This is a genomic window from Streptomyces sp. (assembly GCF_031181555.1).
GTDB lineage: Bacteria > Actinomycetota > Actinomycetes > Streptomycetales > Streptomycetaceae > Streptomyces > Streptomyces fimbriatus.
On the sequence record NZ_JAPSKQ010000125.1, the window covers coordinates 1 to 19,463 of the forward strand.

The 19,463-nt window shown below is 72.9% G+C and carries 24 protein-coding genes; 17 read left to right on the forward strand and 7 right to left on the reverse strand.

Going from position 1 to position 19,463, the window contains the following annotated elements:
* The coding region (locus tag RIM90_RS22500; protein WP_309062558.1) for a DUF1416 domain-containing protein at positions 1-266 on the forward strand (266 nt) is incomplete at its 5' end.
* Between the two features lie 82 nt (positions 267-348).
* On the forward strand, positions 349-609 hold the full coding sequence (locus RIM90_RS22505; RefSeq protein WP_309062559.1) for a DUF3099 domain-containing protein: 261 nt from the start codon (positions 349-351) through the stop codon (positions 607-609).
* A gap of 37 nt (positions 610-646) precedes the next feature.
* Here RIM90_RS22505 and RIM90_RS22510 read toward each other — a convergent pair whose 3' ends face one another.
* Complete coding sequence (locus RIM90_RS22510) at positions 647-1,009, reverse strand: DsrE family protein (protein WP_309062560.1); 363 nt, start codon at positions 1,007-1,009, stop codon at positions 647-649.
* A 515-nt stretch (positions 1,010-1,524) separates the two neighbouring features.
* Here RIM90_RS22510 and RIM90_RS22515 point away from each other — a divergent pair.
* The 3 genes from RIM90_RS22515 to RIM90_RS22525 are packed head-to-tail and all read left to right on the forward strand — an operon-like array spanning position 1,525 to position 3,556.
* A complete protein-coding gene (locus RIM90_RS22515; protein WP_309062561.1) occupies positions 1,525-2,100 on the forward strand; it encodes an FABP family protein in 576 nt (191 codons plus the stop codon).
* Positions 2,101-2,143: 43 nt separating this feature from the next.
* Complete coding sequence (locus tag RIM90_RS22520; protein ID WP_309062562.1) at positions 2,144-2,581, forward strand: transcriptional repressor; 438 nt, start codon at positions 2,144-2,146, stop codon at positions 2,579-2,581.
* Between the two features lie 9 nt (positions 2,582-2,590).
* On the forward strand, positions 2,591-3,556 hold the full coding sequence (locus RIM90_RS22525; RefSeq protein ID WP_309062563.1) for a folate-binding protein: 966 nt from the start codon (positions 2,591-2,593) through the stop codon (positions 3,554-3,556).
* A 53-nt stretch (positions 3,557-3,609) separates the two neighbouring features.
* Here the strand turns inward: RIM90_RS22525 and dtd are convergent, their stop codons facing one another.
* The gene (dtd, locus tag RIM90_RS22530; protein ID WP_309062564.1) at positions 3,610-4,035 is read right to left on the reverse strand and encodes a D-aminoacyl-tRNA deacylase; all 426 of its coding nucleotides are present in this window, start codon (positions 4,033-4,035) and stop codon (positions 3,610-3,612) included.
* Positions 4,036-4,212: 177 nt separating this feature from the next.
* On the opposite strand from dtd, the gene RIM90_RS22535 reads away from it, so the two are divergent.
* From RIM90_RS22535 to RIM90_RS22545, 3 genes are all read left to right on the forward strand, one after another.
* The gene (locus RIM90_RS22535) at positions 4,213-4,848 is read left to right on the forward strand and encodes an aerial mycelium formation protein (RefSeq protein WP_309062565.1); all 636 of its coding nucleotides are present in this window, start codon (positions 4,213-4,215) and stop codon (positions 4,846-4,848) included.
* A 76-nt stretch (positions 4,849-4,924) separates the two neighbouring features.
* Positions 4,925-5,896, forward strand: a complete 972-nt coding sequence (locus RIM90_RS22540) for an asparaginase (RefSeq protein ID WP_309062566.1) — start codon at positions 4,925-4,927, stop codon at positions 5,894-5,896.
* 120 nt (positions 5,897-6,016) lie between these two features.
* Positions 6,017-7,273, forward strand: a complete 1,257-nt coding sequence (locus RIM90_RS22545; protein WP_309062567.1) for a GNAT family N-acetyltransferase — start codon at positions 6,017-6,019, stop codon at positions 7,271-7,273.
* A 173-nt stretch (positions 7,274-7,446) separates the two neighbouring features.
* Here RIM90_RS22545 and RIM90_RS22550 read toward each other — a convergent pair whose 3' ends face one another.
* The gene (locus RIM90_RS22550; RefSeq protein WP_309062568.1) at positions 7,447-7,632 is read right to left on the reverse strand and encodes a hypothetical protein; all 186 of its coding nucleotides are present in this window, start codon (positions 7,630-7,632) and stop codon (positions 7,447-7,449) included.
* A gap of 165 nt (positions 7,633-7,797) precedes the next feature.
* Between RIM90_RS22550 and RIM90_RS22555 the strand changes: the two genes are divergently transcribed.
* Positions 7,798-8,721 (forward strand): GntR family transcriptional regulator, encoded by a 924-nt coding sequence (locus RIM90_RS22555; RefSeq protein ID WP_309062569.1) that lies wholly within the window; start codon positions 7,798-7,800, stop codon positions 8,719-8,721.
* 39 nt (positions 8,722-8,760) lie between these two features.
* Here RIM90_RS22555 and RIM90_RS22560 read toward each other — a convergent pair whose 3' ends face one another.
* Positions 8,761-8,949: a hypothetical protein gene (locus RIM90_RS22560; protein ID WP_309062570.1), complete on the reverse strand. Its 189-nt coding sequence runs from the start codon at positions 8,947-8,949 to the stop codon at positions 8,761-8,763.
* A gap of 140 nt (positions 8,950-9,089) precedes the next feature.
* Here RIM90_RS22560 and RIM90_RS22565 point away from each other — a divergent pair, with 140 nt between their 5' ends.
* The 5 genes from RIM90_RS22565 to RIM90_RS22585 all read left to right on the forward strand — a co-directional run bounded on the left by RIM90_RS22565 (position 9,090) and on the right by RIM90_RS22585 (position 14,969).
* Positions 9,090-9,974 (forward strand): GntR family transcriptional regulator, encoded by an 885-nt coding sequence (locus tag RIM90_RS22565; protein WP_309062571.1) that lies wholly within the window; start codon positions 9,090-9,092, stop codon positions 9,972-9,974.
* Between the two features lie 211 nt (positions 9,975-10,185).
* Positions 10,186-10,914, forward strand: coding sequence for an HAD family hydrolase (locus tag RIM90_RS22570; protein ID WP_309062572.1), 729 nt, complete (start codon positions 10,186-10,188; stop codon positions 10,912-10,914).
* 227 nt (positions 10,915-11,141) lie between these two features.
* Positions 11,142-12,215, forward strand: coding sequence for a phosphotransferase (locus RIM90_RS22575; RefSeq protein ID WP_309062573.1), 1,074 nt, complete (start codon positions 11,142-11,144; stop codon positions 12,213-12,215).
* Between the two features lie 26 nt (positions 12,216-12,241).
* Positions 12,242-12,862, forward strand: coding sequence for a TetR family transcriptional regulator (locus tag RIM90_RS22580; protein ID WP_309062574.1), 621 nt, complete (start codon positions 12,242-12,244; stop codon positions 12,860-12,862).
* A gap of 40 nt (positions 12,863-12,902) precedes the next feature.
* A complete protein-coding gene (locus RIM90_RS22585; protein ID WP_309062575.1) occupies positions 12,903-14,969 on the forward strand; it encodes an AAA family ATPase in 2,067 nt (688 codons plus the stop codon).
* 17 nt (positions 14,970-14,986) lie between these two features.
* Here RIM90_RS22585 and RIM90_RS22590 read toward each other — a convergent pair whose 3' ends face one another.
* Positions 14,987-15,874 (reverse strand): NAD(P)-binding domain-containing protein, encoded by an 888-nt coding sequence (locus RIM90_RS22590; protein WP_309062576.1) that lies wholly within the window; start codon positions 15,872-15,874, stop codon positions 14,987-14,989.
* Between the two features lie 50 nt (positions 15,875-15,924).
* Here RIM90_RS22590 and RIM90_RS22595 point away from each other — a divergent pair, with 50 nt between their 5' ends.
* Positions 15,925-16,311: a helix-turn-helix domain-containing protein gene (locus tag RIM90_RS22595; RefSeq protein ID WP_309062577.1), complete on the forward strand. Its 387-nt coding sequence runs from the start codon at positions 15,925-15,927 to the stop codon at positions 16,309-16,311.
* A 166-nt stretch (positions 16,312-16,477) separates the two neighbouring features.
* On the opposite strand, the gene RIM90_RS22600 is transcribed toward RIM90_RS22595, so the two are convergent.
* Together RIM90_RS22600 and RIM90_RS22605 are read right to left on the reverse strand one after the other, a co-directional pair.
* Positions 16,478-17,071 carry a DinB family protein gene (locus RIM90_RS22600; protein WP_309062578.1) on the reverse strand — a complete coding sequence of 198 codons (594 nt, stop codon included), beginning with the start codon at positions 17,069-17,071 and terminating at the stop codon, positions 16,478-16,480.
* Between the two features lie 153 nt (positions 17,072-17,224).
* Positions 17,225-17,599 (reverse strand): VOC family protein, encoded by a 375-nt coding sequence (locus tag RIM90_RS22605; RefSeq protein ID WP_309062579.1) that lies wholly within the window; start codon positions 17,597-17,599, stop codon positions 17,225-17,227.
* Between the two features lie 67 nt (positions 17,600-17,666).
* On the opposite strand from RIM90_RS22605, the gene RIM90_RS22610 reads away from it, so the two are divergent.
* Together RIM90_RS22610 and RIM90_RS22615 are read left to right on the forward strand one after the other, a co-directional pair.
* Positions 17,667-18,623: a helix-turn-helix domain-containing protein gene (locus RIM90_RS22610; RefSeq protein ID WP_309062580.1), complete on the forward strand. Its 957-nt coding sequence runs from the start codon at positions 17,667-17,669 to the stop codon at positions 18,621-18,623.
* Positions 18,624-18,730: 107 nt separating this feature from the next.
* Positions 18,731-19,463 (forward strand): type I glyceraldehyde-3-phosphate dehydrogenase (locus RIM90_RS22615; protein ID WP_309062581.1); only part of this gene is annotated, 733 nt, incomplete at its 3' end.

Consider the following 19,463-nt stretch of genomic DNA (forward strand, 5'->3'; position numbering starts at 1 on the left):
GCCCGGACGCCTCGACGATCAAGCCCGGTGAGACCACCATCCAGGGTCAGGTGACCCGCGACGGCGAGCCGGTGACGGGCTACGTCCGTCTGCTGGACTCGACCGGCGAGTTCACCGCGGAGGTCCCCACCTCCGCCACCGGACAGTTCCGCTTCTACGCGGCGGAGGGCACCTGGACCGTCCGCGCCCTGGTGCCCGGCGGCACCGCCGACCGCACGGTCGTCGCCCAGCAGGGCGGTCTGGCCGAGGTCGCGATCGCGGTCTGAGTCCGCTCGCGGAGGGGCCGCATCCCACGGGTTGGACGCCTGGGATGCGGCCCTTCGGCGTGCCCGGACCTACGCTGGACGTATGTACGCGCGCAGGCGCCGCACCTACTTCGTCATGATGGGCACGTGCATCGGGCTGTTCGTCCTGGCCTGGGGCGTCGTGCGGCTGTGGTCGGTGCCGGTGGCCGTGGGCATGTGCGTGGTGGCCATGGTCATCCCGCCGCTCGCCGCGGTGGTCGCCAACCGGCGCGGCCCCGAGGACCGCTGGTGGGACGACCCCACCGGCGACCCGCAGTCCGACGAGTGGTGGGACGAGCTGGACGGCAAGAAGCGGCCCCGGTGACGCCCGGCGGTCCGGCGGGGTCGCCCCGCCCGTCGTCTCAGTAGACGAGCGCCTGCGTCCCGTCCCCCAGCGCCTCCTGGACGAACACCTGCGCGCCGGCGATCCGTACGCCCTCGATGACGTCCTTCTCCGTGATGTCGCGACGGGCCGCGCACTGCGTGCACAGGGTGATCCGGCCGGCGGCCAGGACGGAGTCCAGCAGGTCGGGCAGCGGGGCGGCGTGCGGCAGCTCGAACTCGGCGGCGCGGCCGGGCAGCGCGAACCACGAGGACTCGCCCGTGAGCCACAGGGACACGTCCACACCGCTGGCCACGGCCACCGCCGCCACCGTGAACGCCTGCGAGCAGCGTTCGGGGGCATCGGCCCCCGCGGTCACCTTGATCACGAGCTTCTTCGCCATGGCCGAATCGTAATCAACGCCCCTGCGGCCGCGGCGGTCACCTGCGGGACTTCCGAGCGCGCAGACGGAAGGCACGCTTCACCTTCTGTGGGGGACCTCTTACCGGAACCGGAGAGAACCGTGTCGCCGCTGACGGGGGTGCGGTCGCGCGGGGCCGAGCGCGTCCGCCGGGGTTCCCCGTTCGCCGGGGACGTCCTCGCGGTGGTCCTGCAGTCCCGGAAGGGCACCGCGCGCGCCGTGCCGTTCCGGCGGACGGTGGTGCTGCGGAGCCGGCTGCCGGGCCGAGCCGGGGAGCGGGAGGGCGCACCTCACCCGACGGGGGCGGGTCCCGGCCGCGTAAGCTGGGGACCGGCCCTGTGCACACGCACCGCACCCCCGCTCAAGGAGCACCCCGTGGTTATCTTCTTCGAAGCCCTGCTGGTCCTGGTCGCCGTCGGCGTTCTCGCCTTCGCCGGGCTGACCGTGAAGAAGCTGTACCAGGGCCAGCGCTGACCCGACGCTAGGAACTTCCGCTCATGATCGAGATCCCGTCCGACCTCCACAAGGACCTCGTGCCGCTCGCCTTCCTGCTCGGCAACTGGGCGGGTGCGGGCGTGCACGACTTCCCCGGCGCCGAGAAGTGCAACTTCGGGCAGGAGGTCGCCTTCACCCACGACGGCCGGGACTTCCTGGAGTACCGCTCCCACACCTGGGTGCTGGACGGCGACGGCAACAAGGTCCGGCCGCTGGAGTCCGAGCACGGCTTCTGGCGCATCGACGCCCAGCGCAAGGTCGAGGTGACGATGACCCGCGACGACGGCGTCATCGAGATCTGGTACGGCGAGCTGGCCGACCAGAAGCCGCAGATCGACCTGGTCACGGACGCGGTCGCGCGCACCGCCGGCTCCCGCCCCTACAGCGGCGGCAAGCGGCTGTACGGCTACGTCAAGAGCGACCTGATGTGGGTCGGCGAGAAGCAGACCCCCGAGGTCGAGCTGCGCCCCTACATGTCGGCGCACCTGAAGAAGGTCGTCACCCCGGAGGAGGTCGAGCGCTGGGCCAAGGCCCTGCCCGACGACATGCCGGACGACGGGATCGCCTTCTTCAAGTAGGTCCGGCCCGCCGGACACCTCCCGGCGGCCCTAGACTCGTGGTGTGGTGAGCACCGACTGGAAGAGCGACCTCAGGCAGCGCGGCTACCGGCTGACGCCGCAGCGCCAACTCGTGCTCGAAGCCGTCGACACCCTTGAACACGCGACCCCCGACGACATCCTCGCGGAAGTGAGGAAGACGGCGTCGGGGGTCAACATTTCCACCGTCTACCGCACGCTGGAGCTCCTGGAGGAGCTGGGCCTGGTCAGCCACGCCCACCTCGGACACGGCGCCCCGACGTACCACCTCGCCGACCGGCACCACCACATCCACCTGGTCTGCCGTGACTGCTCGGGCGTCATCGAGGCGGACGTGGGGGTGGCCGCCGAGTTCACGGCCAAGCTGCGGGACACCTTCGGCTTCGACACGGACATGAAGCACTTCGCGATCTTCGGCAGGTGCGAGGACTGTTCCCTGAAGGCTTCAACTACCGAGTCGTAGGCTAGGCGTATGAAGAGCCCCCTGCTGACCCTGCCCGGCGCCGTCCCCGCCGAGGGCGTGGACGAAGGCGTGGCCGCCCACTACGGCGACCTGTTCCGCGAACAGCGCGCCCTCGCCGGCGGCACCGGCTTCGTCGACCTGTCCCACCGCGGGGTCGTGACCGTCTCCGGACCGGAGCGGCTCGGCTGGCTGCACCTGCTGCTCACCCAGCACGTCAGCGAGCTCCCGCCGCACCGGGCCACCGAGGCGCTGATCCTCTCCGCGCACGGCCACATCGAGCACGCGCTCTACCTGGTCGACGACGGCGAGACGGTCTGGGCCCATGTCGAGCCCGGCACCCAGGAGGCGCTGATCGCGTACCTGGAGTCGATGAAGTTCTTCTACCGGGTCGAGGTCGCCGACCGCACCGCCGACATCGCGGTGGTGCACCTGCCCGCCGGTTCCATCGCGGAGGCGCCCGAGGGCGTCGTCGTCCGCGAGACCCCGTACGGACGTGATCTGTTCCTGCCCCGCGCCGACCTCGAGTCGTACGCCGGGAAGGCCGGGCAGCCCGCCGGGATCCTCGCCCACGAGGCGCTGCGCGTCGAGCAGCACCGCCCCCGGCTCGGCTTCGAGACCGACCACCGCACCATCCCGCACGAGCTGGGCTGGATCGGGGGCGCGGTGCACCTGCAGAAGGGCTGCTACCGGGGCCAGGAGACCGTCGCCCGGGTGCAGAACCTGGGCAAGCCGCCGCGCCGGCTGGTCTTCCTGCACCTGGACGGCAGCGAGGTCCACCTGCCGCCGCAGGGGACGGAGATCCGGCTCGCGGACGACGGCGCCGACGGGCGCAAGGTCGGGTTCGTCACGACGTCCGTGCGCCATCACGAGCTGGGTCCGGTCGCGCTCGCGCTGGTCAAGCGGAACGTGCCGGTGGACGCGCGGCTGATCGCCGGGGAGACGGCGGCGGCCCAGGAGACCATAGTCGAGCCCTGACCCGCGTCGGGGGCTCCGGATCCCTCAGGTCTCCCGGACCTCCCGCAGGTCTCTCAGATCTCCAGCAGGACGGTGAACGGGCCGTCGTTGGTCAGCGACACCCGCATCCGCGCGCCGAAGCGGCCCGTCGCCACCGTCGCGCCCAGCGCGCGCAGCCGGGCGACCACCTCGTCGACCAGCGGTTCGGCGACGTCACCGGGGGCGGCGGCGTTCCAGGTGGGGCGGCGGCCCTTGCGGGCGTCGCCGTAAAGGGTGAACTGGCTGATGACCAGCAGCGGGGCGTCGATGTCGCTGCACGACTTCTCGTCCTGGAGCATCCGGATCGACCAGAGCTTGCGGGCGAGCCGGTCCGCCTTCTCCTTGGTGTCCTCGTGGGTCACGCCGACGAGGACGCACAGCCCCTCGCCCTCGATCGCCCCCACCGTCTCGCCGTCCACGACGACGCTCGCGCCGTCCACCCGCTGCACCACTGCTCGCATACGACCATCATGCCGGTCGGCGAACAGCCGGCCGACGGCGGTCCGCGCGGGGCCCCGGCCGGGCTATTTTTACTCCTTAACCGCCATCTGGGGCGGATCGGGCGCACTCGGTCACATGACGGGCACTCGGGGTGGCACGATGCTGGCACATGCCGGTCGAGGGGACGGTTGAGGCACATGAGCACACCGGGGATCGGGCAGCCGCTGGGGGCTGTCCCGTCGGCCCATCCAGGAGTCGGGGAACGGGAGTTCCACCGGCCGCCCATCCAGCGCACGGACAGTCCGGTGCTGACCGAGACACCGCCGGAGCACGAGCTGACCGCGCTCAGCCTGCCCGAGCTGCGCACCCTGCGCCGTGACGCCCAGCGTGACGAGGCCGACCTCAGCTACGTGCGGCGGCTGCTCCAGGGGCGGATCGACATCCTGCGGGCGGAGCTGGCCCGGCGCACCCCGGCGGGCACCGCCTCGGTCGCCTCCGCACCGGTGGAGGCGTCCGTGGTGGAGCGGCTGCCGGAGATCCTGCGGGACACCCCGGCCCGGCACCGGTCCTCCGCCCGCCATGTGACGCTGGGCACGCCGCAGAGCGAGGAGTACCGGCGGCTGGCGGCCGAGATGCTCGCCGAGGTGGAGCTGTCCGACCTGGACGCCCGCACGAACGGGGAGCTGAACGACGCGATGGGACGGCTGGTGCGGTACGAGCAGCAGGTGTCCCGGCGGCGGCAGCGGCTGCAGCGCACGGCCGACGACTGCAGCGCCGAAATCGCCCGCAGGTACCGTGAAGGGGAAGCGCAAGTCGACGACCTGCTCGTGTGAGGCGGGGACGGACCGGTGATCCCGGGGCCGCCCCCGTGCCGGGCGGGGCGTACTCCCGTCCGGAAGGCCACCGCCGATGCCCGTACCGTCCCTGCCCGCCATACCGCCCGCACCGCCCGTTCTCGCGGAGGTCGTCCGTTCCGGTTTCGTCGAGGGGCGGCACCGGGGGAGCCTGGTCCTGCTGGACGCCGACGGGGCCGTGGAGCTGGCGCTGGGAGACGTGGCGGCACCCGTCTTCCCCCGGTCCAGCAACAAGCCGATGCAGGCGGCGGCCGTGCTGCGGGCGGGCCTGGACCTGGCGGGGGAGCGGCTGGCGCTGGCCGCCGCGAGCCACTCGGGGGAGGACTTCCACCGCGACCTGGTGCAGAAGATGCTGGCCGAGTACGGGCTGAGCGAGCGGCAGCTGGGCTGCCCGCCGGACCTGCCGCTGGACGCGGAGGAGCGGGAGACGTACCTCGCGGCCGGCGGGGTGCGGGAGAAGGTGACCATGAACTGCTCCGGCAAGCACACCGCGATGCTGGCGGCGTGCGCGCTGCGGGACTGGCCGCTGGAGACCTATCTCGACCCGGACCATCCGCTCCAGCGGATCGTTCACGAGGGTGTGGAGGAGGCGGCGGGCGAGCAGGTGGCCGCCGTCGGCACGGACGGCTGCGGCGCCCCGCTGATGGCGATCAGCCTCACCGGTCTGGCCCGCGCCTACCGTTCCTTCGTCCTCGCCGGGCCCGGCACGCCCGAGCGCCGCGTCGCGGACGCCATGCGCGCCCACCCCGAGTACGTCGCCGGCACCCGCCGTGCCGACACCTGGCTGATGCGGGGCATCCCGGGCGCCCTGTCCAAGATGGGCGCGGAGGCCGTCCAGGCCGTCGCCCTGCCGGACGGCCGCGCCCTCGCCTTCAAGGTGGACGACGGGGCGGTGCGGGCCCTGGGGCCGGTGCTCGCGCGGGCGCTGGAGATCATGGGGGTGGACGCACCGGTGGTCGAGCGGATCGGCCGGGCGCCGCTGACCGGCGGCGGGGCGGTCGTGGGGGAGGTCCGGGCGGTGTTCTAGAAGCCGGCTCCCGGGGGCGCGCGCGTCGGGAGGAGCCCGGGGGAACGCGTCGCGGAGGTGGGGGCGGGTGCCCGGGGAAAACCTCGCGACACCTCCCGGCCGGCGACCTACCGTGAGCCCATGACCTCCCGCGCCGACATCGACGTACGCCCGATCACCGACTCCGAGTTCGCCGACTGGAACAGGGCCCTCAACACCGGGTTCCTCCGCGCCCCCACCTCTCCGCCGGAGGTCGTCGACGCGCGCCGCCGGCACTTCCTCCCCGGCCGGCGGCTCGGTGCCTTCGACGACGGGCGCTGCGTCGCGACGTTCCGTTCCTTCGCGCAGGAGCTCACCGTCGTCGGCGGTGCGACCGTACCCGCCGACGCCGTCACCAACGTCTCCGTCACCGCCACCCACCGCCGCCGGGGCCTGCTCACCCGCATGATGGCCCAGGACCTCGCCGCCGCGAAGGACGGCGGGGACGTCGTGGCGACCCTGATCGCCGCCGAGTACCCGATCTACGGCCGCTACGGCTTCGGCCCCGCCACCTCGGCGACCGAGTGGACGATCGACGTGCCGCGCACCGGCCTCGACCCGCGCCGGGCGGTCCCGGACGACGGCGGCCGGATCGACCTCGTGGACGGGGAGGACGTGCGCAAGCTCGGCCCCGACCTGCACGAGCGGCTGCGCCGGGTCCAGCCGGGCGCCGTCGACCGCACCGACGTGTGGTGGCAGGTGGCCACCGGCGCCGTGCGCTTCCACCCGACCTGGGACGAGCCCTGCTTCGCGGTGTACCGCTCGGCGGGCGGCGAGGTCGAGGGCATGGTCGCCTACACGGCGGACGACACGTGGGGCGACGCCAAGCAGCCGCTGAACACGGTGAGCGTGAACTGGCTGATCGGGGTGACCCCGGCCGCCGAGCGGGCGCTGTGGCACTACCTGTGCTCGATCGACTGGGTGGTGAAGGTGAAGAGCGGCTGGCGGGCCCCCGACGACCTGCTCCCGCACTTCCTCCCGGACCCGCGCGCCGCCGCCGTCACCACCCAGGCGGACTGGCTGTGGGTGCGGATCCTGGACGTCGTACGGGCGTTGGAGGCGCGGACGTACGGGGCGGCGGGTTCGCTGGTGCTGGAGGTGTCCGACAGCGGCGGGCTGGCCGGCGGGCGGTACCGGCTCCAGGCGTCGGCGGACGGGACCGGGTCCTGCGCGCCGACACGTGAGAGCGCCGACCTCGCGCTGGACGTCGCCGACCTGGCGGTGCTGTGGCTGGGGGACGAGTCGGCGGTGCGGCTGGCGGCCCTGGGCCGGGTGCGGGAAGAACGAGCGGGCGCCGCCCGTCTGGCCGACGCCCTGCTGCGTACGTCCAGGCGACCGTGGTGCCCGGACATGTTCTGAGCGGCGGTTCCCTCGCGCTCCTGCTGCCTGCCTCCTTGTCTCCGGTGACGGGTGTGCGCTCATCCGTAGCGAGCTGTTCAGTTGTGGTTGTGGTGGTGCGGGTGGTGCCGGCCGGCGGGGCTCCCGGCTCCCCTCCGGAGAGGAGCCCGGCCGGCGGTCCGTGCGGTGTGCTGTCAGCCGGACTGGGCGAGCAGCATCACGAGGATGACCGCGCCGATGCCGCTGATCATGGTGTTCCGCGCCTTGATGCCCACGGTGAGGGCGACGAAGGCGATGATCCCCATCGGTCCGTACTTCCACTGGACGAGTTGCTCGACCCCGATGGCCAGGGCGGCGAGGACGATGGCGACGAGCGGCATGACGGTCCCCCTTGTCGTCGGTGGTCCCCAACCGTCGCCCCGGTGGCCAACCTCCTTGGTTGCCGACCATGTTGCTCAAGTTGGTTACCAACTTGCCTTCAGTTATCTCCACTTGGAAGCGACTCATAACCACCTCCGCCGGAACTGCCCAAAGATGGCGGGAAGTTGTACTGTTCGGTCGTGGAGCCGGAACACGCCTCCGTCCATGGACGGGAGAGGTCACAGCGGCCACGGAGAACACATCGCGAGGTGGCCGACGAACTGCGCGCCCGGATCAGGTCCGGAGCGCTGCAGCCGGGCCAGCGCATGCCCACCCAGGCCCGGCTCGCCGACGAGTTCGGCGTCGAGCGCGGCGCCGTGCGCCAGGCACTGCGCATCCTGCAGTCCGAGCGGCTGCTCACCAACGTCTCCAAGGGAGCCCCGGCGACCGTCGCCGCCGACGCCGGAAGGGTGCTGACCGGCCCCGCGGCACCTCCGCTGCCCACCACGGTGGCCCTCGCGCCCCGCATCGCCGCCGCCTTCGGGGCCGAGCACGTCGAGATCGACGCCGTCTGCCTGACCTCGGTCTCCCTCACCCTCGCCATCGGTGAGCCGTTGCGCCAGATCCACGCCGGGCGACTGAAACCGGCCAGGGTCGACGTCCGCGTCCTGCTGCCCAGCCGGGACATCGACCTCGCCTTCCCGGTCCCGGTCGGGGGCCGCGACGGCGACGACGATCCGGTCCACGAGCGGTGGCTGGCCCAGCGCAACGCCCAGGGGCAGGTGCTCCGGCACAACCTGCTCGCCCTGCGCGCCACGCACGGCATCGACGTGCGCGTCACGTTCCGGGCGCTGCCCTTCACCCCGCCGGTGAAGCTGTACCTGCTCAACGGCGTGGAGGCGCTGTTCGCCTACTACACGCTGGCGCGGCGCGAGGCGCTGATCGACCACGAGAACCTGGAGATGTACGACGCGCAGGGCGTCCGGTCCATGCTGTTCGCCTTCGAGCGGGGCGCCGGACCGCGGGACACCGTCTTCGTGGAGCAGTCCCACCTGTGGTTCGACGCCCTGTGGGAGACGATCAGCTCGGAGCTGGTGCTCACGAGCTGACGTCCCCCTCGGGAAGCGGGCCGCGGGCCCGGCGGCGGCTCACAGGGCGGGCCGCGCCACCAGCAGGGCGAGCAGGACCGCGCCGGCGGAGCTCATCCCGGGGCGCCCGGCCTTGATGCCTACGGTGAGCAGCAGCAGGCCGACGATGCCGGCGGCGCCGTACTTCCACTGGACGAGCTGCTCGAGGGTGACGACGAGGACCGCGGAGAACAGGGCGAGGACGGGCACTGGTTTCCCCCACTTCGGAAGCAGAACTCCCACCAACTTGGAAAAGTTGGCAACCAACTCTGAGTAAGTTGTCCCCACTTGGCCCTTACTCGTAAACAACTTTCAAACAACTCCCCACAGATGGATCAAGGTTGTAGCGTTTGGCCGTGGACCAGGAGAACGTGGCAGCGAACGGCAGCAGAAGGCTCTCGCCCCAGGAGATCGCCGACATCCTGCGGGAACGCATCCGCGTCGGCGAGCTCAGGGCGGGCGACCGCCTGCCCACCCAGGCCGAGCTCGCCGAGGAGTTCGGCGTGGAGCGCGGCACCGTCCGCCAGGCCCTGCGCGCGCTCCAGGAGGACGGCCTCCTCAGCAACGTCAGCAAGGGCAGCCCGCCGCGGATCGCCGAGCCGGCCCCCGCCCGGGAGGAACCCCAGCCGACGATGGTGGGACTGGCGCCCCGCCTGACGGAGGCCTTCTCGCCCGCGCACGTGCGGATCGACGCGGTCTGCCTGACGGCCGAGAGCCTCATGCTGGCGCTGAGCGAACCGGTCCGGCACATCCACGAAGGCCGCCTTCGCCCCGACTCGGTCGAGGTGCGCCTCCTGCTGCCCTCCCGGGAGATCAACCTGGCCTTCCCGGTCCCGGTCGGGGGCCGTGACGGTGACGACGACCCGGTCCACGAGCGGTGGCTGACCCAGCGCAACGCCCAGGCCCGCGTGCTCCGGCACAACCTGCTCGCCCTGCGCGCCACGCACGGCATCGACGTGCGCGTCACGTTCCGCGCCCTCCCCTTCACCCCGCCGGTGAAGCTGTACCTGCTCAACGGGGAGGAGGCGCTGATCGGCTACTACATGCTCACCCGGCGCGAGGAGGAGTGGGAGAGCCGGACCCTGGAGATGTACGACGCCCTCGGCTCCCAGTCCCTGCTCTTCTCCTTCGTCAGGCAGGCCGGGCAGCGGGACCGGGCGTTCGTGGAGGAATCCCAGAAGTGGTTCGACGCCCTCTGGGAAACCATCACGACGGACCTGACGCTCTCCTACTGACCGCTCCCCTCCCGGCAGTCCTTTGACGCGGCCTGCCCCTTCCGCGCCTTCGCGCGGGGCCTGCCGAAGTCGCGGACGGTCCGCTGCCGCGGCACCGAGGAGCCCCCGGCCGGTCACCGCGTGACGGCGCGGTCCCGGGTCCTTCCCCGGACCGAAGGCGGGGCACTCCGGAGGCTCCCGGTGACACCCGAATACGGCGCAGACTGATCCGGTGACAGATGAGACCACGGAAGACCCGAACGTGCTGCGGAACCTGGTAACACGCGCCCACGTGGTCCTGTGGGACTTCGACGGACCGATCTGCCGCCTGTTCGCGGGCCACAAGGCCGAGCAGGTGGCGAAGGAACTCGTCGAGTGGCTGGAGCGTCAAGGACTGAGCGGACTGCTCACGGAGAAGGAACGGGAACACCCGGACCCACAGGTCGTCCTGCGCGCCGTCGACCGCCGCCACCCCGACAGCGACCTGGTCGCGGAGCTCGAGGAGCGCCTCACCCGGGAGGAACTGCGCGCCGTGTCCTCGGCCATGCCCACTCCGTACGCGGACCCCGTCATCCGCACCTGGGCCGCGCTCGGCAGCCGGTTCGCCGTGGTGACCAACAACTCCGCTCACGCGGCGCGGAACTACCTCGACGGCCGTCGGCTGCTCAGCAGCTTCGCCCCCCACGTCTACGGACGGACGAACCGGCTCGATCTCCTGAAGCCCCACCCCCACTGCCTCGTGCACGCCTTGAACACCATGGGCGCGGCGCCCTCGGACGCCCTGATGATCGGTGACAGTCCCGGGGACTGCCAGGCGGCGGCGGAGGCCGGCGTGCACTTCCTGGGCTATGCGACCAGCGACCGCAAACACGCCGAACTCAGGGCCGCGGGGGCCGACGTCGTCGGACGCTCGCTGAAGTCGGTCCTCGACGTCCTGTGGTCGGCTCGCCCGGGCCGGTGATCGGGCGTCGGCGAATCACCGTCCGCGTCGACCCGTACGCATGGACGCCGCGTCGCCCGGCCGAGCGACAGGGCGACGGTCTCGGGGCGAGCGGCTTCTGGCACGATGCGGTGGCGCGAGGGAGCACGGTCCTCTCCTCCCTTCCGTGTTCCTCGGCGTGGGCTCAGGTGAAAGAACGGGCGATGTCACCCGAAACGGCTTCCTCGACTCGGCGGCGTGCCGTTGACATGAGCGGTGACGCGAGCGTGGTGGTCGGTCCTCTCACGGGATACCACCACGAGACGTATGTGTTCCCGCTGCCCGGTGCGACGGCGTCGGGCGAGCAGGTGCGGTGGAAGTGTCGCGAACCGCGTCGTGGCCTGCTGTGGTTCGACCGGCGCTGCTTCGCCTCGGAGGAGCAGCTGCTGCGCGCCCTGCAGGGCCGTGTCACGGGTGTCCCCGAGGTCTTCCGGGCCGGCTCGGCCGATCTGCAGCGATTCATCGAGGGAGCGACCCTGGGGACGCTGTACGGGGCTGACGCGGCGGTTCCGGAGCCGTTGGTCGACCGCATCACGGAGCTCTTCCGCCAGATGGCTCTCATCGGGGCGGGTGACGTGCGCGCCAGGCGCAGGTGCAAACCCGACGACCGGCCTTCGGACGGGGACACCGGGGGATTCCTCGAACGGCTCGTGCACTTCACCGAACACCGGGTGTACCGGCACAACTCCAAGCGGTTCGAGAAGCTGTTCGGAACCCTCGGCGTGGACGGGGGTTCCTTCGAAAGGCTGCGAGGGCGGCTGCGGCACCTGACGCCACGGCCCTTCTGCCTTCTCCACGCCGACCTGCACCGTGAGAACTTCGTCGTCGACCCGCAGGGCGGTCTGTGGGCCATCGACTGGGAACTGGCGATGGTCGGGGATCCGCTCTACGACCTGGCCACGCACCTTCACCTGATGCGGTACCCGCAACGGCAGGAAACGGACGTGATCGAGCGGTGGCGGAGCGCCGTCGAGGCGGCCCGGCCCGGCGCCTGCGACGGCTGGGAGGCCGATCTGCCGAAACTGCTCGGCTACAAGCGTGCCCAGTCGGTCTTCACCGATGTCATCCGTGAGTGTCTGTCCCTGGAGACCGCGCCGGAGGACGACGGCGGCGCCTACGACCGAGCGGCCCGCCGGCTGCACGGCGTGCTCGCCGCTGCCGCGAAGCCCCTCGGCCTGGATGAGGTGCCGGCCGCCCGGGACATCTCCTCGGCGCTCGTCCGCTGGCACGGGGAGCACCGGGAGGGCGCCGCACCCGGACGTCGCGCCCGTGGCGACCGGTGAAGCGCTGCCCTGCGTAGGCTCACCGCATGAGTGAGACCGGCCTGCGCGAGCGCAAGAAGCGGCGGATGTACCGGACCGTGTCGGACACCGCCATCCGGCTCTTCCTGGAGCGGGGCTTCGACGCGGTGTCCGTCGCGGAGGTGGCCGCCGCGGCCGAGATCTCCAAGCCGACGCTGTTCCGGTACTTCCCGGCGAAGGAGGATCTCGTCCTCTTCCGGATCGCGGACCACGAGGACGAGGCCGCGCGGGTGGCCGGTCAGGGGCCGACGCCCGTCGAGGCGTTGCGGCGGCACTTCCTGGACGGGCTCCAGCGGTGCGACCCGGTCACCGGGCTCAACGACGATCCCGAGGTGCTCGCCTTCCACGCGCTGCTGTACGGGACGCCGGCGCTGGTGGCACGGCTGTACGGGTACCTGGAGCGGTCCGAGGACAGGCTGGCCGAGGCGCTCGGCGGAGGGCTCGACGCGCGGCTGGCCGCCGGGCAGGTCATCGCCGTCCGGCGGATCCTCGCGCAGGAGAACTGGCGGCGGATCGCGGCGGGGGAGCGGATCGCGGACGTGCGGGCCGACGCGGTGGCGGCGGCCGAGCGGGCGTTCGACGTGCTGGCGGCGACGCTGTCCCGTCTCGGCATCGGTGATACGCGGTAAAAAATGTTACTCGGTTAAGTTATTCGGTACGCTCGGTGGAATGACACCACCCGAGCCGACCCTCCGGCACGCCCTCGCCCAGGAACGCGCCCACCACGACCGCTGCCGCTCCGCCCTGGCCGCCATGGTCGACGGCGCCGGCGAGCAGGTCCTCACCGGCGAGGACGTCTCCGCCTCCGGCGCCGACGCCGAGGTCCTCGGGTACCGGCTGCGCAGCCGGGCCGAGGAGTTGCGCCAACTGCCCGAAGGGCCGCTCTTCTTCGGCCGGCTGGACTTCGCCCCGGGGGACACCGGCCACGCCGGGCAGCGCTACCACATCGGGCGGCTGCGGATCACCGAGCACCCCGCCGCCCCACCCCTGGTCGTGGACTGGCGGGCCCCCGTCTCCCGCGCCTTCTACCAGGCCTCCGCCCGCGATCCGCAGGGCGTCGCCGTGCGCCGGCGGTTCGGCTGGGCACCGGGCAGCCGGGGCGGGTCCGCCGACCTGACCGGGCTGGAGGACGAGCACCTGGAACGGGGACGGGAGCAGGAGCAGGGGGAGACGCGGGTCAGCGACTTCGTCGCCCGGGAGATCGAGCGGCCCCGCGTCGGGCCGATGCGGGACATCGCGGCCACCATCCAGCCCGAGCAGGACGACCTCGTCCGCGGGGACCTGGACGTCTCCGTGTGCGTGCAGGGCGCCCCCGGCACCGGCAAGACCGCCGTCGGCCTGCACCGGGCGGCGTACCTGCTCTACACCCACCCGCAGCGCATCCGCCGCGGCGGACTGCTCGTCCTCGGCCCCCACCGCACCTTCCTCTCCTACATCTCCGAGGTCCTGCCCGCCCTCGGCGAGACCGGCGTACGGCAGTCGACCCTCGCCGAGGAGATCGCCCGGCACCCGGTCACCGGCACCGACGACGAACGCACCGCCGTCGTCAAGCACGACGCGAGGATGGCCGGGGTGCTGCGCCGGGCGCTGTACGCGCGCGTGCGGGCCGATCACGCCGAGTCCCTCGCGGTGCCCGACGGGTCGTACCGCTGGCGGGTCGCGGGGGACGAGCTGGCGCGGATCGTGGCGGACGTGCGGAACGAGGAACCGCCGTACGCGGTCGGAAGGGAGCGGGTGCGGGCGCGGATCGTGCGGTGCGTGCGGGAGCGGGCCGAGCGGCGCAGCGGGCCGCGCGGCACCGCCTGGGTGCGTCGGATCGAACGGGCGCGGCCGGTGTCCGCGTACGTCGACGCCGTCTGGCCCCGGGTGCGCGCGGAGGAGGTCGTGACCGAACTCCTCACCGATCCCGGGGTGTTGGCCGCCGCGGCCGAGGGGGTGCTGGATCCCGGGGAGCAGAAGGCCGTGCTGTGGGCGAGGCCGCCCCGGTCGTGGAGGTCGGCGCGCTGGTCGGCCGCCGACCTGGTCCTGCTCGACGAGGTCGCCGGGCTGATCGAGCACCCGGACGGGTACGGCCATGTCGTGGTCGACGAGGCCCAGGACCTCTCCCCGATGGAGTGCCGGGCCATCGCCCGCCGGGCCGCCTTCGGCTCGCTCACCGTGCTGGGCGACCTGGCGCAGGGCACCACGCCGTGGGCGGCCCGCTCGTGGCCGGAGGCCCTGCGGCACCTCGGGAAGCCGGACGCGGCCGTGGTCCCGCTGACCACCGGGTTCCGCGTGCCGCAGGCGGTCGTCGCGCTCGCCAACCGGCTCCTCGAACGGCTCGACGTCGACGTCCCGGCGGCCCGGTCCCTGCGCGGCGACGGGGAGGTGCGCCTACGGGAGGTCCCGGACCCGGACGGGCTCCCGGCCGCGGTCGTGGCCGCCGTGCGGGACGCGCTCGGGCGGGAGGGATCCGTCGGGGTCGTCGCGGCGGACGCGGACGTGCCCCGGCTGCGGCGGGCGCTGACCGGGGCGGGGGTGGGGGCGGCGGGCCCGGAGGACCCGGGCGCGCGGGTCACCGTGGTGCCGGCGAGCCTCGTCAAGGGCCTGGAGTACGACCACGTCGTCGCCGTCGAACCGGCGGCGATCGCGGAGGCGGAGGGGCACGGGGCGCGGGGGCTGCGCCGGCTGTACGTGGTGCTGACCCGGGCGGTGTCCCGGCTGGACGTGGTGCACGGGCGGCCCCTGCCGTTCTGAGGCCGCCCGGGGCCCGGTCAGTGGCGGGCGAGCAGCTCGGCGACCCGGGTGAACCCGTCCGTGCCGTGCCCGAGCGCGATGACCCGCCGGGCCTGCCCCTCGATCACGCGCATCACGCTCGCGTCGATGCCGCGGGACTCGGAGGCGTGGACGATGTGGGCCATGGTCGACGCGGCCGAGGTGATCGGGTTCAGCTCGCCCGAGTACGTACCGGCGTCGGCGTCGGCCGCGAACTCCGTGAACAGCGGCGGGAGGATCGCGGCGATGCCCTGGGCGAAGGGGGCGAGTTCCCGGGCGGTGACGCCCTCCGCGCGGGCCACGGCGAGGGCGTGCGCGTAGCCGGCCATCGCCGTCCAGAAGACGTCGAGCAGCGCGATGTCGTACGCCGCCGCGCGGCCGATCTCCTCCCCGAGGTGGGTGTGGCTGCCGCCGAGCGCCGCCAGCACGGGCCGGTGCTCCCGGTACAGCTCCTCGGGGCCGCTGAGGAGGAGGACCGCGTCGTCCGTGCCGATGGTCGGGGTCGGGGTCATGATCGCGCCGTCCAGGTAGCGGACGCCGTGCCGCCCGGCCCACTCGGCCGTGTCCCGGGCGCGCTCGGGGGTGTCGGCGCTCAGGTTCACGACCGTACGGCCCTTGAGGGCGGCGGCGACGGCGTCCTGGCGCAGCACGGCGTCCGAGGCGTCGTAGTTCACCACGCAGACGACGGTCAGCGGGGCGGCGGCGACCGCCTCCTCGGGCGAGGACGCCGGGACCGCGCCCCGGGCGACCAGCTCGCCGTCCCGGCCGGGCGTGCGGTTCCAGACGGTGGTGCGCAGCCCCGCGTCCAGGAACGCGGTGGCCAGCGCCCGGCCCATCGGGCCGAGTCCGAGGACGGTGACGGCGGACCGGTCGGTGTGCACAGACATGGTTCGACTCCCGTAACGTACGTGGTGATTGCTGAGGAAAGGGGCACGGCATGGTGCACCGGCGCCACGATCCGGACGTCTGCGGGGTGACCGCCGCGATCGCCGTGATCGAGGGCAAGTGGAAGACCACGCTGCTGTGGCTGCTGGAGTCCGGCCCGCACCGGCCGGCCGAACTGCGCCGGCGGGTGCCCGGCCTCACCGAGAAGGTGCTGACCCAGGCGCTGCGCGAGATGGAGGCGGACGGACTGGTGGACCGGCGGGTCTACGACGTGCTCCCGCCGAAGACCGAGTACTCCCTGACCGCGTTCGGCCGCGACCTCGCCGAGGCCCTCTCCCCCCTCTCCGACTGGGGCCACCGCCGCCTGGAGAGGCTGGCCGGGGCTGAAGCCGGGGCCGAGGGCGAGGGTGAGGTCCGAGTCGCCCGTCCGGTCGCCTGACGGTCGGCCGCTTGCGCTCCTTTCCTGTTCCGGTGCCCCGCCCGGCGCCCGCATCAAGGTTCGCCGCAGGGCCCCGGCCTGCCAAGTACGCACAAAAAAGTGGGTGTTCCCGGGACGGCCGGGCGCGGGCCGCATCCGGCCGCGCACCCGGCGAGGGCGCCCGGCGTCACGCCTTCCGCCCGGCTTCCCGGGCCGCACGCTCCAGCCGGTCCCGGTGGTCCTCCCACCACGCCGCGTCGCCCGGCGGCAGGCCGGTGTTGTCCTCGCGCATCCCGACGGCGCCGTCCATGAGTTCCCGGAGGACGTCGGCGTGCCCGGCGTGCCGGTGCGTATCGGCGATCACGCGCACCACGGCGTGGTGCAACGTCACCTCGTCCCTGCCGTCGGGCCACCACGGCACCCTGCCGACCGTGTCCAGCGGCAGCGCGTCGAGCGTCGCGTCCGCGTGCGTCCACGCCCGGCGGTAGAGCCCCACGACGTCCTCGCGCGACTCGTCGGCGGTGGCCCACATGTCCGCGTTGGGCTCGGCCCCGTCCTCCAGCCAGGGCAGCGGCTCGCCGGACGGGCGTCCGAAGGTGTCGCCGAGGTAGCCCAGTTCCACGCCGGCCGCGTGTTTCACCAGGCCCAGGAGGTTGGTGCCGGTCGGCGTCAGCGGGCGGCGGACGTCGTACTCCGGGAGCCCTTCGAGTTTCCACACCAGGGCGTCGCGGGCGGACTGCAGGTAGAAGCGGAGATCGGCCTTGGAACCCGGGTTGCTCATGGAGCCAGTCTGACGCCCGCGCGATCCTCGCCCCACGCCTTTTCCGCCGTCCCGTCCCGCCGAAAGGCGTCCGGCACGTCCCCGCCGAGCACGATGCGGACGCTCCGTGAGGGACACGACGATCCGGTGGGTCCCGGTGTCGCGGGCCGGTGCTCAGCTCAGGCGGGCCCGCAGGAGGCAGAATTCGTTGCCTTCGGGGTCGGCCAGGACGTGCCAGGGCTCCTCGCCGGTCTGGCCGGTGTCGGCCGGGCGCGCCCCGAGCTTCAGGAGGCGTTCGAGTTCGGCGTCCTGGTCGCGGTCGGTGGCGTTGACGTCGAAGTGCAGCCGCAGCGGGCCGGTCTTGGGCTCGGTGGTGGGGACGAAGACCAGGGTCGGCTGCAGTCCGCCGAACCCCTCCTCCGGTCCGATCTCCACCGCGCCGTTGTCGTCGGGGTCGAGCACGACGAAGTCCAGCACCTCGCACCAGAACGCCGCCAGCCGTTGCGGTTCCCGGCACGGAATGATCAGTTCGGAAATGCGACAGGCCATGGCCGGCACCCTACGGGGTACCGGCCGCACGCAGCCAGTGCTCGAACGCCCCACGTAACCTCTTCCTGTGCCAGCCTCCCGCCTGCATCGCGTCGCCGTCCTCGTGCTGGAGGGCGCGAAGCCGCTCGATGTCGGAATTCCCGCGCAGGTCTTCACGACCCGCGCGAGCATGCCGTACGAGGTGCGGGTGTGCGGGGCGACGCCCGGCCTCGTGACCGGCGGCGACGGCCTCGCGTACTACGTCGCCCACGGCCTCGACGCGCTCGCGTGGGCCGACATCGTCTTCGTCCCCGGCTACCGGTTCCCGGACCGCGACGACCCGCCGCAGGCCGTCGTCGAGGCACTGGTCGCCGCCCACGACCGGGGCGCGCGGCTCGCCGCCATCTCGACGGGCGCCTTCGCGCTCGCCGCCACGGGCCTGCTCGACGGCAGGCGCGCCACGACGCACTGGCACTACACGCGGGCGCTCGTGGCCAGGCATCCGCTCGTCCAGGTCGACGAGAACGTGCTGTTCGTCGACGAGGGCAGCGTGCTCACCTCGGCCGGCGCCGCCTCCGGCATCGACCTGTGCCTGCACATCCTGCGCGGCGACCTCGGGGTGGCCGCGTCCAACCACGCGGCCCGGCGCCTGGTCGCCGCCCCCTACCGCAGCGGCGGCCAGGCCCAGTACGTGCCGCGCAGCGTCCCCGAACCGCTCGGCGAGCGGTTCGCCGCCACCCGCGAGTGGGCGCTGCACCGGCTCGGCGAGCCCCTCACCCTCGACATACTGGCGCGGCAGGCGGGGGTCTCGCCGCGCACGTTCTCCCGGCGCTTCGTCGAGGAGACCGGCTACACGCCGATGCAGTGGGTGATGCGCGCCCGCATCGACCTGGCCCGCGAACTGCTCGAGCGCTCACAGCGCAGCGTCGAACAGATCGCCGCCGACATCGGGCTCGGCACCGGCGCGAACCTGCGCCTGCACTTCCAGCGCATCCTCGGCACCACACCGAGCGAGTACCGGCGCACCTTCACCCGGGGCGAGTGACCCGCCCGGCACCGCATGGCGGGATCCTTTTGAACCCTGGCGATCCCGCCACTGTCGGCGGCGCCGGCCGCGGGCGAGCCTGGTGGCGAAGGGAAGGGACATCACTCATGACTCGCATCGCCATCAACGGATTCGGCCGCATCGGACGCAATGTGCTGCGCGCACTGCTGGAGCGCGACAGCGCCCTCGAGGTCGTCGCCGTCAACGACCTGACGGAGCCCGCCACTCTCGCCCGGCTGCTCGCCTACGACAGCACGGCCGGCCGGCTCGGGCGTCCGGTGACCGTCGACGGGGACGCCCTCGTCGTCGACGGCCGTCGGATCACGGTGCTGGCCGAGCGCGAACCGGCGCAGCTGCCGTGGGCCGAACTCGGCGTCGACATCGTCCTGGAAGCCACCGGCCGCTTCACCTCGGCCAAGGCCGCCCGGGCCCACCTCGACGCGGGTGCGAAGAAGGTGCTCGTCAGCGCGCCGTCGGACGGCGCCGACGTCACGCTCGCGTTCGGGGTCAACACCGACGCCTACGACCCGGCCGTGCACACGATCGTCTCGAACGCCTCCTGCACCACCAACGCGCTCGCGCCGCTGGCCGCGGTCCTCGACGAACTCGCCGGCATCGAGCACGGGTTCATGACGACGGTGCACGCCTACACGCAGGAGCAGAACCTGCAGGACGGTCCGCACCGCGACGCCCGTCGCGCCCGGGCCGCCGGCGTCAACATCGTGCCGACCACGACCGGCGCCGCCAAGGCGATCGGCCTGGTGCTGCCGAACCTCGACGGCAAGCTGTCGGGCGACTCGATCCGCGTACCGGTGCCGGTGGGCTCGATCGTCGAACTCA

Excerpts from the sequence above, each read along its gene's own strand:
- RIM90_RS22525 (WP_309062563.1), top strand. The coding sequence starts at position 2,591 with ATGAAGAGCCCCCTGCTGACCCTGCCCGGCGCCGTCCCCGCCGAGGGC.
- RIM90_RS22585 (WP_309062575.1), top strand. The coding sequence starts at position 12,903 with ATGACACCACCCGAGCCGACCCTCCGGCACGCCCTCGCCCAGGAACGC.
- RIM90_RS22590 (WP_309062576.1), bottom strand. The coding sequence starts at position 15,874 with ATGTCTGTGCACACCGACCGGTCCGCCGTCACCGTCCTCGGACTCGGC.
- dtd (WP_309062564.1), bottom strand. The coding sequence starts at position 4,035 with ATGCGAGCAGTGGTGCAGCGGGTGGACGGCGCGAGCGTCGTCGTGGAC.
- RIM90_RS22605 (WP_309062579.1), bottom strand. The coding sequence starts at position 17,599 with ATGGCCTGTCGCATTTCCGAACTGATCATTCCGTGCCGGGAACCGCAA.
- RIM90_RS22575 (WP_309062573.1), top strand. The coding sequence starts at position 11,142 with ATGAGCGGTGACGCGAGCGTGGTGGTCGGTCCTCTCACGGGATACCAC.
- RIM90_RS22540 (WP_309062566.1), top strand. The coding sequence starts at position 4,925 with ATGCCCGTACCGTCCCTGCCCGCCATACCGCCCGCACCGCCCGTTCTC.
- RIM90_RS22600 (WP_309062578.1), bottom strand. The coding sequence starts at position 17,071 with ATGAGCAACCCGGGTTCCAAGGCCGATCTCCGCTTCTACCTGCAGTCC.
- RIM90_RS22595 (WP_309062577.1), top strand. The coding sequence starts at position 15,925 with ATGGTGCACCGGCGCCACGATCCGGACGTCTGCGGGGTGACCGCCGCG.
- RIM90_RS22510 (WP_309062560.1), bottom strand. The coding sequence starts at position 1,009 with ATGGCGAAGAAGCTCGTGATCAAGGTGACCGCGGGGGCCGATGCCCCC.
- RIM90_RS22505 (WP_309062559.1), top strand. The coding sequence starts at position 349 with ATGTACGCGCGCAGGCGCCGCACCTACTTCGTCATGATGGGCACGTGC.
- RIM90_RS22550 (WP_309062568.1), bottom strand. The coding sequence starts at position 7,632 with ATGCCGCTCGTCGCCATCGTCCTCGCCGCCCTGGCCATCGGGGTCGAG.
- RIM90_RS22580 (WP_309062574.1), top strand. The coding sequence starts at position 12,242 with ATGAGTGAGACCGGCCTGCGCGAGCGCAAGAAGCGGCGGATGTACCGG.
- RIM90_RS22545 (WP_309062567.1), top strand. The coding sequence starts at position 6,017 with ATGACCTCCCGCGCCGACATCGACGTACGCCCGATCACCGACTCCGAG.
- RIM90_RS22515 (WP_309062561.1), top strand. The coding sequence starts at position 1,525 with ATGATCGAGATCCCGTCCGACCTCCACAAGGACCTCGTGCCGCTCGCC.
- RIM90_RS22535 (WP_309062565.1), top strand. The coding sequence starts at position 4,213 with ATGAGCACACCGGGGATCGGGCAGCCGCTGGGGGCTGTCCCGTCGGCC.